Source organism: Corynebacterium sp. MSK218 (assembly GCF_030232655.1).
Lineage (GTDB): Bacteria > Actinomycetota > Actinomycetes > Mycobacteriales > Mycobacteriaceae > Corynebacterium.
In genome coordinates, this window is sequence record NZ_JASPGN010000014.1 from 58205 (window position 1) to 72307 (window position 14103).

Genomic DNA, 14103 nt, shown 5'->3' on the forward strand with positions numbered 1-14103 from the left:
ATGAAGCAGCATCAGCGATGAAAGTCCATAGCCATTAACTAGGGGTCAAGCCGTGTTCCGCGGCCTTGGCTCCTAGGACGATTAAAGAGGAGACAAGTGCCCGGAAAGCTACGCGTACACGAGTTGGCAAAACAGCTCGGCGTAACCAGCAAGGAACTACTCGCCACGCTGAAGGAACAGGGCGAGTTCGTTAAGACCGCGTCCTCGACCATCGAACCGCCGGTGGTGAAGAAGATGCGTGCGCACTACGAATCTAAGGAAGACCAGAGCGGGGAGAAAAAGGATAAGCCTGCCGCATCCGGTTCGAGTGCGAAAAAGCCTGCCGCGAAGAAGCCGGCAGACAACAAGTCTGCTGCGTCCGCCCCGAAGCCAGGCGCGGCCCCGAAGCCCGGAGCAAGCGCACCCAAACCGGGTGGTGCTCCGAAGCCGGGTGCAGCTGCACCGAAGCCAGGCGGAGCCCCGAAACCGGGCGCAAACGCGCCCAAGCCGGGTGGCGCCCCTAAGCCAGGCGCTCAGCAGAAGAGCACGGCTAAGAGCGGCGAACGCGCTACGCCACGTTCCATGCCGAAGCCGGGTGGTACTCGCCGCGTAGCCAACAACCCGTTCTCCACGGGTGGCTCCAGCGATCGCCCAAGCCCCGGACCGCGTCCGGGTGGCTCGAAGGGTCAGCGTCCCGGCGCTAAGCCGGGTGATACCCGTGGCAACAAGGGCGGCGGACGCCCGCAGGGTGAAGGCAACAAGGGCGGCGGTGGTCGTCGTCCATCGCCAGCCATGATGCCGTCTCACCCGAACCCGGCCAGCATGCCGTCGAAGGCCCCTGGCGGCGGAGGCGGCGGTCGTGGCCGTGGTGGTCGCGGTGGCGGCCCTGGCCACGGTGGACCCGGTGGCGGGCCTGGCGGTTTCCGCGGTGGACGCGGCGGCCGTCGCGGCGGCACCGCTGGTGCATTCGGCCGTCCTGGTGGCGCTCCTCGTCGTGGCAAGAAGTCGAAGCGTCAGAAGCGCCATGAGTTTGAAGAGCAGCAGAAGCACGAGGTAGGCGGCGTACGCCTGCCTGACGGTGGCGGCAAGGTCGTACGCCTGCGTCGCGGTGCTTCCCTGGCGGACTTCGCTGAGAAGATCGGTGCCGATCCGGCAGCATTGGTCCAGGCACTGTTCAACCTTGGTGAAATGGTGACCGCAACGGCTTCCGTCTCCGAGGACACTCTGCAGCTGCTTGGCTCTGAGATTAACTACGAGGTTCAGGTCGTCTCCCCAGAGGACGAGGACCGTGAGCTGCTCGAGTCTTTCGACCTCCAGTTTGGTGAGGACGAGGGCGGCGAAGAGGCTCTGGAGAAACGCCCGCCGGTCGTGACCGTCATGGGCCACGTTGACCACGGTAAGACCCGCCTGCTCGATACCATCCGTAAGACCAACGAAGGTGCGGATGAGGCTGGCGGCATTACCCAGGGCATTGGTGCTTACCAGACCACCGTTGACCTCGAAGATGGCGAGCGCACCATTACCTTCCTGGATACCCCTGGTCACGAAGCCTTCACGGCTATGCGTGCCCGCGGTGCCAAGTCGACCGACTTGGCCATCCTGGTGGTTGCTGCTGATGACGGCGTGATGCCGCAGACCATCGAGGCAATCAACCACGCCAAGGCCGCGGATATCCCGGTTGTGGTGGCAGTGAACAAGATTGATAAGCCAGAGGCATCCCCGGACAAGATTCGTGGTCAGCTCACCGAGTACGGTCTCGTACCGGAAGAGTACGGTGGCGACACCATGTTCGTGGACATCTCGGCTAAGAACAACATCAACATTGATGAGTTGTTGGAAGCTGTCATCCTGACTGCGGATGCTGCGCTGGAGCTCACCGCGAACCCAGACATGGACGCCCAGGGTGCTGCTATCGAGGCACACCTCGACCGTGGCCGTGGCCCGGTGGCTACTGTCATCATTCAGCGCGGTACGCTGCGCATCGGTGACTCCATCGTCGTCGGTGACTCGCACGGCCGTGTACGCCGCATGCTTGATGAGTTCGGCAACGACGTCGAAGAGGCGGGCCCGTCCCGTCCGGTTCAGGTTCAGGGTCTCAATGGCGTGCCGGGTGCTGGTGACAACCTGCTCGTTGTTGAAGACGACCGCGTGGCACGACAGATTGCAGCGCAGCGCGATGCTCGCAAGCGTTCCGCTCTGCAGGCAAAGGCGCGCAAGCGCGTTTCCCTCGAGGATCTGGATGCAGTGCTCAAAGAAACGTCGACGCTCAACCTTATTCTCAAGGGCGACAACGCCGGTTCGGTCGAAGCCCTCGAGGACGCGCTACTGGAGATCGACGTCGACGACGAGGTACAGCTCAACATCATCGACCGTGGTGTTGGTGCCGTCACTCAGACCAACGTCTCCCTGGCAGCAGCTTCCGACGCCGTCATTATTGCCTTCAACGTCCGCGCTGAGGGTAAGGCCACCGAGGAAGCAAACGCCGAGGGCGTCGATGTGCGCTACTACACGGTGATTTACCGCGCTATCGAAGAGGTCGAGGCTGCTCTCAAGGGCATGCTCAAGCCCATCTACGAGGAGCGCGATACCGGCTCCGCAGAGATCCGCGCACTGTTCAAGTCCTCCGCTGTCGGCACCATCGCTGGTTGCATGGTTACCGAGGGCAAGGTCAAGCGCAACGGCAAGGTTCGCCTTGTGCGTGACGGCAACGTCGTCACCAGCGATGCGAAGATTGAGTCGCTGCGTCACGAAAAGGATGATGCCAACGAGATCAATGCCGGCTACGAGTGCGGTATGGTCCTGTCCTACCCGGACATCCAGGTAGGCGATATTATCCAAGCCTACGAAGAGGTCGAGGTTCCACGCGACTAATCGCGTGCAACAAGCTCGCCAGTGAATGAAGCCCAGCCAGTATTCCTGGCTGGGCTTTGCTGTTCTTTCCGTGTTGTTCCTTCCGCGCGGTTTCGGCAGGCCGAATCGGATCGGTATCCTAGACTAGTTATTACGAACTGAACTCAAAGGAGCATCACCATGGTTGATCACGCACGTGCGGCCCGCATGGCCAAGCGCATCCAGGCCATCGTGGCCAGTGCTATCGAACGCCAGATTAAAGATCGCCGCCTCGAATTGGTGACTATCACCGACGCCCGCGTTACCGGTGACCTACATGATGCCACCGTGTTCTACACCGTTCGCGGTAAAGATATTGACTCAGAACCCGACTTCGCCCAAGCTGCTGAAGCCCTTAACCGAGCCAGAGGTCAGCTGCGCAAGATTGTGGGTGACCAGCTCTCAGTGCGTTTTACTCCGACGTTGTCCTTCGAGCTTGATACTGTCCCCGAGGCTTCCGCACATATGGAGGACCTCCTCGCCCGTGCCCGCGCACGAGATGAGGAGTTGGCGAAGCTGAAGGAGAATGCGAAGCCGGCTGGTGATGCAAACCCGTACAAGACCTCGGATAGGGAAGAGGACTAAGTGTCGCGGACCAACTACGAAGCTGCAGTGGATGCGCTGGTGCAAGCCAGCAGCGTCTGCATCATTACACATCTGCGGCCAGATGCTGATGCAGTGGGTTCGGCGGCAGCGCTTACCCTTGCCCTGCGCCAACGCGGTAAGCAAACCCGCACAGTCATCGGTCAGCGTCGGGATATTTCCGCCAACCTGTTTTCTATTCCGACTGTGGATGAAATTGAGTTGGTAGATGAGCTTCCTATGGGCTACGACCTGTACGTCACCCTGGACTGTGGCTCGTTGGACCGTACTGGCTCGGTAGCGGACAGCATCGCAGAGATGGCCGCTGCCGGCCGTGTTTTGTGCATCGACCACCACTCCTCGAACGAGGGTTTTGGCTCGATTAACGTGGTGGATCCGGTGTGCGAGTCCACGACGGTCGTGCTGCTGGATATCCTCGATAGAATCTCCGTCCAGATTGACCGGGTCATTGCGCACTGCCTCTATGCGGGACTAGTGACCGATACCGGTAACTTCCGCTGGGGGCGTCCCGCCATGCATGACATTGCTGCGCGCCTTATGCTCTACGGGCTTGATACCAAGAACATCGCGCTTGAGCTTATGGATTCCAATACTGCCGATGACCTCCAGATGATCGGCCGTGTGCTTTCTGGGCTCACCATTAAGGAAGCAGGCGAGCACCGCCTCGCCGTGCTCTTCGTGCCCTATGAGGAAGTCATCTCCCACGCAGATTCTGCCATTGAATCCTTCGTGGATTACGTCCGTGCCTTGAAAGGCACTGATATCGGCGTCGTTTTTAAGGAACAGGCTCCCCAGGTGTGGGCGGTGTCTCTGCGATCCTCCGCCGTTAACTGTGCGGACGTGGCCCTCACTTTCGGTGGGGGAGGACACGTCCCAGCAGCCGGCTACACCGCGCACGGAACCCCTGAGGAAGTTACTGCACAGCTGGTAGGTGCGCTGACCTAGATGGCGCTCGAGCAACCAGTCAAGGTAACCGCCGGCGAGGTTTTTCGCCTCGCCATTCCCGCACTTGGTGTTCTTGCGGCTATGCCGCTGTACCTTTTGCTTGATACCGCAGTCGTGGGACGGCTTGGCGCCTCCCAATTGGCATCGCTAGGTGCGGCGGCCACCCTGCATTCGGTAGTCACTACCCAGCTCACCTTCCTTTCTTATGGTACGACCGCGCGGTCGTCACGCCTGTTCGGTGCAGGAAAACGCGAGGAAGCTGTGGCCGAAGGTGTCCAGGCCACGTGGGTCGCCGTGGGTGTCGGTATGATTTTGGCGACCATCATGTGGCTCTTCGCGGGAGTTTTCGCTTCTTGGCTGACCGGTAATCCGGAAACAGCTCAAGGAACAGCCCAGTGGCTGCGCATTGCGGCCTTCGCAATTCCTCTCACACTCGTTGAGATGGCCGGAAATGGCTGGATGCGGGGAGTGCAAGATACTCGAAAACCCCTGTACTTCACCCTCGCTGGCATGATTCCGGGTGCCATCGCGGTGCCCATTTTCGTTCATTTTTGGGGATTGCCGGGCTCGGCCGCCGCCACGGTTTTGGGAATGGGTATTATTGCAGCCTTTTTCGTGCGGGAGCTACGCCGAGAGCACTCGGGTTCATGGGAGGTGAAGTGGCACGTCGTGCGCCGCCAATTGGTCCTTGGCCGCGACCTCATCGTGCGCTCACTGAGCTTCCAAGTAGCTTTTCTTTCCGCAGCGGCGGTGGCTTCCCGAATCGGCACTGCGCAACTTGCCGCGCATCAAATCATGATGCAGATGTGGAACTTCCTTGCCCTCGTACTGGACTCTCTTGCCATTGCTGCCCAGGCGCTGACAGGTGCAGCTTTGGGCGCCGGCTCCGCGCGTTATGCTCGCTCGGTGGGCACGAAGGTAACGGTGTACTCCACGACTTTCTCCTTGGCGCTTGCTACTGTCCTTGCACTGGGTTCTGGCGTTATCCCACGCATTTTCACCACCAGCCCGGAGGTTCTTGACGTTATTTCTGGTCCTTGGTGGGTCATGACCTTCCTTGTCGTCATCGGCGGAGTGGTCTTCGCTCTCGATGGAGTTCTCTTGGGCGCGGGGGATGCTGCTTTCCTTCGCACGCTGACGCTAGCGTCCGTGCTCTTGGGCTTCCTACCTGGCGTGTGGTTGGCCTATGCCCTCAACGCCGGCTTAGTTGGAGTCTGGGGCGGCATCGCGGCATTTATCCTTATCCGCATGGTGGGCGTGATCTGGCGCTTCTACTCGATGCGGTGGGCACGGGTCTAACCCTGTGGTAAAAGTAGAGGGAATATTTATGTGAAGGAGGCACCATGACCACCCTGTGGGCCGTCTCCGATCTCCATGCCGCTGTACGCGTTAACGGGGACCGCATCGATGAACTGGTTCCTCCCGATCCCCGTGATTGGTTAATCGTGGCGGGCGACGTGGCCGAGCGAATCGACTTGGTTCTCAGCACTCTCGCTCGCCTGAAGAATCGCTATGCCACCGTTATCTGGGCGCCCGGCAACCACGAGCTGTTTTCGCGAGGACAAGACCTTTATAAGGGCCGAGATAAATACGACCGCCTCGTTGAAGGGTGCCGTGAAATTGGTGTCATTACACCAGAGGATCCTTTCCCAATCTTTGGCGGGGTCACCGTAGTTCCGCTGTTTACTCTCTACGATTACAGCTTCCGTCCACCCGGAACCACGGTGGAACACGCACTGGCTAGCGCCAAGCAAAAACAGATTGTTATGACAGACGAATTCGCCATCGCACCTTTTGTGGATGTCCGCGCATGGTGCTGGGACCGCTTGGCCTATTCCATTAAGCGACTCTCCCGCGTGGAGGGAGAAACCGTTCTGGTTAATCATTGGCCTTTGGTTCAGGAACCAACCTTGTACATGCGCTGGCCAGAGGTGGCTTTGTGGTGCGGTACCCGCCACACGAGGGCGTGGCCGCGGCGCTACAATGCCAAAGCTGTTATTTACGGCCACCTTCATATGCCGAACCGCACGAACATTGACGGTGTTGACCACATTGAGGTGTCCTTAGGGTATCCACGTGAATGGCAAGCGCACGGAGGGTTGCAGCCCTGGCCGTATCCAGTATTAGCAATTGATGAAAAGACGGGGAGGGCAGACCATGCTTGAGCCTTTCCTGTTCCCAGAAGCCGCCCGCTACTGCTACGTGCGTACCGATGACTCGTTCACGGACCTGCTCAACTACAACCACCTCTCCCCAGAGGAGCGTTCGGTGGTTTCCCAAGCCGTTGATATCCGCAAGGCCGAATTTGGTGATGCCCGCTGGTGCGCACACCGAGCCCTCGAGGAATTGAACTACACCCGTGGCGAGCCCATTCTCCGCGGAGAACGTGGCATGCCGTTGTGGCCAGATGGTTTTACAGGCTCGATGACGCACACCGAGGGCCTGCGCGCAGCGGTCGCTGCACCTACTACCCACGTGCGCTCAATGGGTCTCGATGCCGAACCTGCTGAGCCGCTGCCGGAACATGTTTTGACCATGATTGCCCGGGCAGGGGAGATGCCGCAGTTAACCCGGCTGCAAGAGGCTGGCGTCACGTGCCCTGACCGGCTGTTGTTCTGCGCCAAGGAGGCCACGTATAAGACGTGGTTCCCCATGACGCGGCGCTGGCTCGACTTCGACCAAGCCGAAATCGATCTGCGCCTTGATGGCACGCTCATCTCCTATATCTTGGCGCGGCCCACGCCAGTGCCGTTTATCACTGGCCGCTGGATTATCCGGGAAGGCTATGTCATCGTGGCCACCGCGGTGCCCGCGCTCAACTTCGATAATTAGCGGGGATGCTTAAAGCGTCGAAGGACGTGCGACAAACACCGTGGCCAAGCGCTTGCCCTTTTCCTTAACCAGCGCGATGGAACGGCCTTCTGGATCGACGGCGGCATACGTCCCCTTCAACCCACGCGGCTGAAGCCACTTGCCCATAGCAAGGGCGCGAGCTTCGTCCTCAGTGACGTCGAGGACTGGGTAGCTGCGAGCTAGCGCCTCATCGAGAGACAAGGACAATACGGGGTTTTCTTCAAGGGTGGGGAGGGGGAGGGCGTCGTCAAGCGTAAAAGGCCCCACCTCCGTACGGCGCAGCGCGGTAAGGTGACCGCCCACACCGAGGGCCTCACCGAGGTCGCGGGCAAGGGAACGAATGTAGGTGCCCGAGGAACACGACACAGACACGTCGAGGTCAACGAAGTCCCCCTCGCGGCGCAGTTCCGTGACATCGAAGCGCCTGATTGTCACTGGACGAGCGGGGATCTCCACATCCTCGCCGGCGCGTACCCTTTCATGCGCGCGCTTGCCATCAATCTTGATGGCAGAGACAGCGGCGGGTCGCTGCATGATATCTCCAGTGAGATTGCTGATCTCCTGGGCAATGGATTCCTCGCTCAGGTTCTCTGCTGATTCGCCCCAAGTGCGGTCTCCTTCCGCGTCGTCGGTGTGGGTGGCCATGCCCAGGCGGATCGTCGCGTCATACGTCTTCGTCGAGGCCACCATGTGGGCTAGGAACTTGGTACCGCGCTCCAACCCCACCACCAGAACGCCGGTGGCCATGGGGTCGAGCGTGCCCGCATGACCGACTTTGCGTGTGTGGAAATAGCGGCGGAGTTTTCCCACCACATCGTGGGAGGTCATACCTGCGGGCTTATCGACGACTACGAGGCCGGAACGTGCGAGCGGATCAGTCATGCCCTGTAGTCTAAGCCACAGGCAGTTGTGGGATAGCATGGTGCTCGTGGATATTTGGTACGGAATCGATAACATCCCCGCGGACCTCGGGCCGACCACGGTGACCATCGGCGTCTTCGATGGCGTGCACCGCGGCCACCAGCAGCTCATTACTAGGGCCGTCGACCATGCGCGTGCCAATGACTACCGCGCAGTAATGGTGACTTTCGATCCGCACCCGGTGTCGGTTTTCCTCCCTGAACGTGCACCGCTGGCCGTGGTTACTTTTGAGCGCCGGATGCAGTTGGCTGAAGAGATGGGCATCGACGCTGTGCTCGTTATCGACTTCACTCAAGAAATGCGCGGCGTTGAGCCCCGTCAGTACGTAGAAGACTTGCTCGTCGGTCACCTGCATACGAAGCATATTGTGGTGGGGGAGAACTTCACTTTTGGTGCTGGTGCTGCGGGTACGGCGAGTGCTCTGGCAGAGTTTGGCGCTGAGTTCGGATTCGATGTCGATATCGTGCCGCTGCTGAACGATGACGGCGAGCGCATCTGCTCCACGAATATTCGTGCCGCACTTGATCGCGGCGATATTTCCCGCGCGAATTGGGCATTGGGGCGTCACTTCTCGGTGACCGGTCCCGTCGTCCGCGGCGCCGGGCGTGGTGGTAAGGAGCTGGGCTTTCCGACGGCCAACCAGTACTTCCCCGAGTCCGTTGCCATTCCAGCCGATGGTGTCTACGCGGGTTGGTTTGTCATTGAGCCCACCGACGCAGCCGTTGAAGGCGATATGGAACCAAGCGTGCCTTACCCGGCAGCTATTTCTGTGGGCACGAATCCCACGTTCGGGGATGAAGAGCGCTCGGTGGAGTCCTTCGTCCTCGACCGTGATGCTGACCTATACGGGCACGAGGCCACCGTCCACTTCGTGGATCATGTACGCGACATGGAAAAGTTCAACTCTGTTGATGAACTGCTCACCGCCATGAAGCGCGACGTCGCACGTGTGCGTGAGATTCTTGCCCAGGAGTCCTAAATGAAGATCATCCTTGACCTCGACACCGGCATCGATGACGCCTTGGCCTTGGCGTATGCCCTAGCGCACCCCGACCTCGACCTCATCGGTATTACCGGAACCTATGGCAATGTGCCTGTGGAGCTTGGTGTGCGCAATGCACGTGCCCTCTTGGAGCTGCTCGGTGCTGACGACGTCCCCGTCTATACTGGGCCAACGCGGGAGGGATTCACCGTAGCGCCGATTTCCGCCTTTATCCACGGCCGCAATGGACTCGGTGAGATCCTGCTGCCCCCGCCGCGACGTGCCGCGCAGGGTGATGCTGTGGACTTCCTCATCCAATCTGTCCAGGAACATGGGGAAGAGCTGGTGATTGTGCCCACGGGGCCGTCGACAAGCATTGCGGCTGCTATGCAGAAGGACCCGGACTTCGCGCGCAACGCTCGCATCGTCATGATGGGCGGAGCGCTTACCGTGCCGGGCAATGTCACGCCCTACGCGGAGGCCAACGTCTTCCAAGATCCGCAGGCCACAGATTATGTGTTCCGTCATGCGCAGGACCTCACCATGGTGGGGCTCGACGTCACGCTGCGCACGCTTCTCACTACAGAGCACACCGCGCAGTGGCGTACCACCCCGGCAGGGCGGGTATATGCCGACATCGTGGACTACTACATTGGTGCCTATGCCATGACATCGCCGCACTTAGGTGGCTGTGGGCTCCACGATCCTCTTGCCGTAGCCGTCGCTGCTGACCCGTCGTTGGTCGAGTGCATCGAACTCAACCTGCGCTGTGAAGAAAACGGGCGCACTATCGGCGACCCCGAACGCCTATCTGCTTCTGCGACGACACGCGTCGCGGTTGGCGTGGATGCTCCGCGCTTCGTTGATGATTTGATGTCGAAGCTTACCAGCCTCTATACTTCTACTTCGGCTTGCTGACTGCGGTCCACAGTAGTCACTTGCAGCGCTTAATTGCGCATTATTTCATGTGGACTGAAATACAATAGGAGATTTTTCCATGGCTTTGACCACCGAGAAGAAGGCAGAAATCCTCAAGGAGTTCGGCCTGCACGAGACCGATACCGGTTCCACCGAGGCACAGGTTGCCCTGCTGACCTCCCGCATCAACAACCTGACCGAGCACCTCAAGGGCCACAAGCACGACCACCACTCCCGTCGTGGCCTGCTGCTCATGGTTGGTCGTCGTCGCGGCCTCCTGAAGTACCTGGAGTCCAACGACGTTGATCGTTACCGTGACCTGATTTCTCGTCTGGGTCTGCGTCGCTAAGCACGCACCAGTTCAACCCCCGCACTCCCTGCGGGGGTTTTCTTATGCCATCTGGTAAAATCCTTGGGCGTTGTCAGAAAACCGAATCGAAGAGGCGGCACCGAAGATCGCCAGGACACCTCCAAGGAGAGTCACAGACATGAGCGCTAGAAACGCTAAAAACGCCAAGAACACCGCTAACAACACCGTCGAGTTCGCTATCGACGATGACTATGGCATCACCGAAGCCATCGCCACCCTGGATAATGGTGACTTTGGTACCCGTACCATTCGCTTCGAGACCGGCCAGCTCGCCCGTCAGGCCGGTGGTTCCGTGACTACCTATCTGGATGAGGACACCATGCTCCTGTCCACCACCACCGCGTCCAACCAGCCACGCGAAGGTTTCGACTTCTTCCCGCTCACCGTGGACGTCGAGGAGCGCATGTACGCAGCGGGCAAGATCCCAGGCTCCTTCTTCCGCCGGGAGGGCCGCCCCTCCACTGAGGCTATCCTGGCCTGCCGCCTCATCGACCGTCCGTTGCGTCCAACCTTTGTGAAGGGACTGCGCAACGAGGTCCAGGTTGTCGTCACGGTTCTCTCCATGGACCCGGAAGAGTACTACGACGTTGTTGCCATCAATGGCGCTTCTGCCTCTACCCAGCTCTCCGGCCTGCCGGTCTCCGGTCCTGTGGGCGGTGTGCGCATGGCACTCATTGCTGATGACAAGCACCCGAAGGGCCAGTGGGTAGCCTTCCCGAACAACGAGCAGCACGAGCGTGCCCTGTTTGAGATGGTCGTTGCCGGCCGCATCGTTAAGAAGGGCAACAAGGACGATGTCGCCATCATGATGGTGGAGGCAGGCGCCGGCGTGAACGTGGCTGAACGCATCAAAGAAGGCGCCCCGGCACCCCAGGAATCCACCGTGGCCGAGGGCTTGGAAGCTGCCAAGCCCTTCATTAAGACCCTGTGCGAGGCTCAGGCAGGTCTGGCTGAGCGCGCCGCGAAGGAGACCCAAGAGTTCCCGCTCTTCCCGGCCTACAGCGAGGATGTGTACGAGGCAGTGGAGAAGGCAGCCTCCAAGAAGCTGCAGAAACTGCTCACCATCCCGGGTAAGCAGGACCGTGATGATGCAACGAACGAGTACATGGAGCAGATTGAAGCCGATCTTCTTGACGAGTTCGATGACATTGAGGAGGCGGATGCCTCCAAACAGATCCGCAACGCCTTCAACGCTGTGATGAAGGATATTGTCCGTAACAAGATCCTCACTGAGGGCTTCCGCATTGATGGTCGTGGTGTAACTGACCTGCGTGACCTCGGCGTGGAGGTGGACCTTATCCCGCGTGCCCACGGCTCCTCCCTGTTTGAGCGTGGCGAGACTCAGATCCTAGGTGTCACCACCTTGGACATGCTCAAGATGGAGCAGCAGATTGACTCCCTGACCCCGGTGGAGTCTAAGCGCTACATGCACCACTACAACTTCCCGCCGTACTCCACGGGTGAGACCGGCCGCGTGGGTTCTCCGAAGCGCCGCGAGATTGGTCACGGTGCGCTGGCTGAGCGTGCCTTGCTGCCGGTTATCCCGTCCCGCGAGGAGTTCCCTTACGCTATCCGCCAGGTCTCCGAGGCTCTGGGCTCCAACGGTTCCACCTCCATGGGCTCGGTGTGTGCCTCCACCTTGTCCCTGTACAACGCAGGTGTTCCGCTCAAGGCTCCGGTGGCCGGTATCGCTATGGGCCTCGTCTCCGGTGAAGTCAAGGGCAAGGAAAAGTTCGTGGCGCTGACCGATATCCTCGGCGCCGAGGACGCTTTCGGTGACATGGACTTTAAGGTTGCAGGTACTTCCGAGTTCATCACCGCTCTGCAGCTGGATACCAAGCTGGACGGCATTCCTTCGCACGTGCTTGCCGACGCCCTCGAGCAAGCCCGCGATGCCCGCGCCGCCATTCTTGAAACCATGGCTGAGGTTATCGAGGGACCGGACGAGATGTCCGGCCTTGCTCCGCGTATCACTTCGGTGACCATCCCGGTCAACAAGATTGGTGAGCTCATCGGTCCGAAGGGCAAGACAATCAACACCATTACCGAGGAAACCGGCGCTGATGTCTCTATCGAGGAAGACGGCACCGTCTACGTCTCCGCTGCTACCGGCGAGGCCGCTGAGGCCGCCATCGAGCGCGTCAACAGCATTGCCAATCCGCAGCTACCCAAGGTTGGCGAGCGTTTCCTCGGCACCGTGGTCAAGACCGTGGCCTTCGGCGCCTTCGTATCCCTGACTCCAGGCCGCGATGGCTTGGTCCACATCTCGAAGCTGGGCGGCGACGAGCGCATCGAAAAGGTCGAAGACGTGGTCAACGTTGGCGACAAGATCCAGGTCGAAATCGCGGACATCGATAACCGCGGCAAGATTTCCCTGGTTCCGGTTGAGGAAGACTAATTCCCTAACCTCATAAGCCAGAGCCCCGCTCTCCAGCTCGTTCATGGGCTGCGATGGCGGGGCTCTTAGCTTGTTAAGTGCTAGCCGCTAGTCCTGGAAATCAAGTACAAGTCGTTTGGGGTCCTCAAGAAATGTCACCGAGTACGGAGTCCTCTTCTGCAGACCAATGATGAATTGCGACTGCGACTCAAATGAGACGGTGTAGACGACTTCGCTCACGACGCCGGCACCCGGAGTGACTCCTGGCTTAATGTGCTTTTGTTCAAGCTCAGGCGTCGACGGCCAAGGAGTTCCCTCGATTCCGAGGTCGAGAAAAGCGTTTCCTTCTGCCTCAACCGGGTAACCGGAGGCCTGCTGAGTTGGGCTGTCCGTGTAGGTGGTAAACCAACCCGGTTCGCCGTTTCCTTCGAGATCAATGACTACGCGGGTAAATCCATCGTGAGCCCCCACACGCACCTTAGTTGGCGTGAGATCTCCAAGCCGTTCGGGCATGTGATGCTGATTATCCAGCGCTGCTGTACCCATGCCCGCAAACTGTGCTGAAGTCGTTGCCTGCGAGCTGCTTTGCGCTCCCGAGTCCTCTGAGGCCGTTTCTTCACTGGCTGGTGCTTCAGCAACTCGCGGGCTGGATTCAACCGAACTAAAAGCAGGTGAATGTGTGGTGCGCGAACCACCTTCAGAGCATGCGGTGATAGTCAACGCACATCCGGCAATGATGACCCCGAAGACGGTGTTCGGTGCAATAGAGCGAGTCATATTTTCCCTTCAGCTGTGACAGCAGGATCCAGCTCCCTAGACCATCATAACGAGCAGCAACACGTGGGCATCACTGCTTAACCCCGCTGGACCCCGCGGGGCATTCTCCGGCCGCTTAGCCTCCCTAGCTCTCAAAAGTTCCGCTCAAGAATTTGCGCCGACTTTTTACCGTTAGGAAGGCTTTTCTCTATCTCCTTCCTGCCCTCGGTTCCCGCGCGCCTTCGTCGTTTTAAACGACGGGCCCATTTTTGAGGTTTGGGCTTTTGAGCGAGTTCTTGGTTTGTCTTCGTCGTTTGATTCGACGGCTGGGGGTTAGAAGGGGATGTTGTCGGTGGTGTCGGTGTTTTCGCCGGTTTGTGCTGCGGCTTCTGTTGCTTCGGTTTCTTTTGCTTGGGTCTGTTGTTGTTGTTGGTGGTGGTGGTAGTCGTCGAGGGCTTGTTTGAGTCTTTGGGCTTCTTCTCTTATGCGTGTGCGGGTGGTGGTGATGTG

The 14103-nt window shown here is 59.5% G+C and carries 12 protein-coding genes; 10 read left to right on the forward strand and 2 right to left on the reverse strand.

Annotated features, from left to right (window positions below):
- Positions 1-96: 96 nt before the first annotated feature.
- The 6 genes from infB to QP922_RS11015 all read left to right on the forward strand — a co-directional run bounded on the left by infB (position 97) and on the right by QP922_RS11015 (position 7248).
- Positions 97-2850: a translation initiation factor IF-2 gene (gene infB / locus QP922_RS10990; protein ID WP_070672212.1), complete on the forward strand. Its 2754-nt coding sequence runs from the start codon at positions 97-99 to the stop codon at positions 2848-2850.
- Between the two features lie 159 nt (positions 2851-3009).
- The gene (gene rbfA, locus QP922_RS10995; RefSeq protein WP_284809491.1) at positions 3010-3453 is read left to right on the forward strand and encodes a 30S ribosome-binding factor RbfA; all 444 of its coding nucleotides are present in this window, start codon (positions 3010-3012) and stop codon (positions 3451-3453) included.
- Positions 3454-4416 (forward strand): DHH family phosphoesterase, encoded by a 963-nt coding sequence (locus QP922_RS11000; protein ID WP_070672209.1) that lies wholly within the window; start codon positions 3454-3456, stop codon positions 4414-4416.
- The gene (locus tag QP922_RS11005; protein ID WP_284809494.1) at positions 4417-5715 is read left to right on the forward strand and encodes an MATE family efflux transporter; all 1299 of its coding nucleotides are present in this window, start codon (positions 4417-4419) and stop codon (positions 5713-5715) included.
- 44 nt (positions 5716-5759) lie between these two features.
- Positions 5760-6581, forward strand: coding sequence for a metallophosphoesterase family protein (locus QP922_RS11010; protein ID WP_039675862.1), 822 nt, complete (start codon positions 5760-5762; stop codon positions 6579-6581).
- The gene (locus QP922_RS11015) at positions 6574-7248 is read left to right on the forward strand and encodes a 4'-phosphopantetheinyl transferase family protein (RefSeq protein WP_284809496.1); all 675 of its coding nucleotides are present in this window, start codon (positions 6574-6576) and stop codon (positions 7246-7248) included. The genes QP922_RS11010 and QP922_RS11015 overlap by 8 nt, the downstream gene beginning before the upstream one ends.
- Before the next feature lie 9 nt (positions 7249-7257).
- Here QP922_RS11015 and truB read toward each other — a convergent pair whose 3' ends face one another.
- Positions 7258-8151, reverse strand: a complete 894-nt coding sequence (gene truB, locus QP922_RS11020; RefSeq protein WP_284809497.1) for a tRNA pseudouridine(55) synthase TruB — start codon at positions 8149-8151, stop codon at positions 7258-7260.
- A gap of 37 nt (positions 8152-8188) precedes the next feature.
- Between truB and QP922_RS11025 the strand changes: the two genes are divergently transcribed.
- The 4 genes from QP922_RS11025 (at position 8189) to QP922_RS11040 (ending at position 12858) form a co-directional block, all read left to right on the forward strand.
- Positions 8189-9169, forward strand: coding sequence for a bifunctional riboflavin kinase/FAD synthetase (locus tag QP922_RS11025; protein ID WP_284809499.1), 981 nt, complete (start codon positions 8189-8191; stop codon positions 9167-9169).
- Positions 9170-10090 carry a nucleoside hydrolase gene (locus tag QP922_RS11030; RefSeq protein ID WP_284809500.1) on the forward strand — a complete coding sequence of 307 codons (921 nt, stop codon included), beginning with the start codon at positions 9170-9172 and terminating at the stop codon, positions 10088-10090.
- A 79-nt stretch (positions 10091-10169) separates the two neighbouring features.
- Positions 10170-10439, forward strand: coding sequence for a 30S ribosomal protein S15 (rpsO, locus tag QP922_RS11035; protein ID WP_039675855.1), 270 nt, complete (start codon positions 10170-10172; stop codon positions 10437-10439).
- 139 nt (positions 10440-10578) lie between these two features.
- Complete coding sequence (locus tag QP922_RS11040; RefSeq protein WP_284809502.1) at positions 10579-12858, forward strand: polyribonucleotide nucleotidyltransferase; 2280 nt, start codon at positions 10579-10581, stop codon at positions 12856-12858.
- 87 nt (positions 12859-12945) lie between these two features.
- Here QP922_RS11040 and QP922_RS11045 read toward each other — a convergent pair whose 3' ends face one another.
- Complete coding sequence (locus tag QP922_RS11045; RefSeq protein ID WP_284809503.1) at positions 12946-13614, reverse strand: AMIN-like domain-containing (lipo)protein; 669 nt, start codon at positions 13612-13614, stop codon at positions 12946-12948.
- Between the last annotated feature and the right edge of the window lie 489 nt (positions 13615-14103).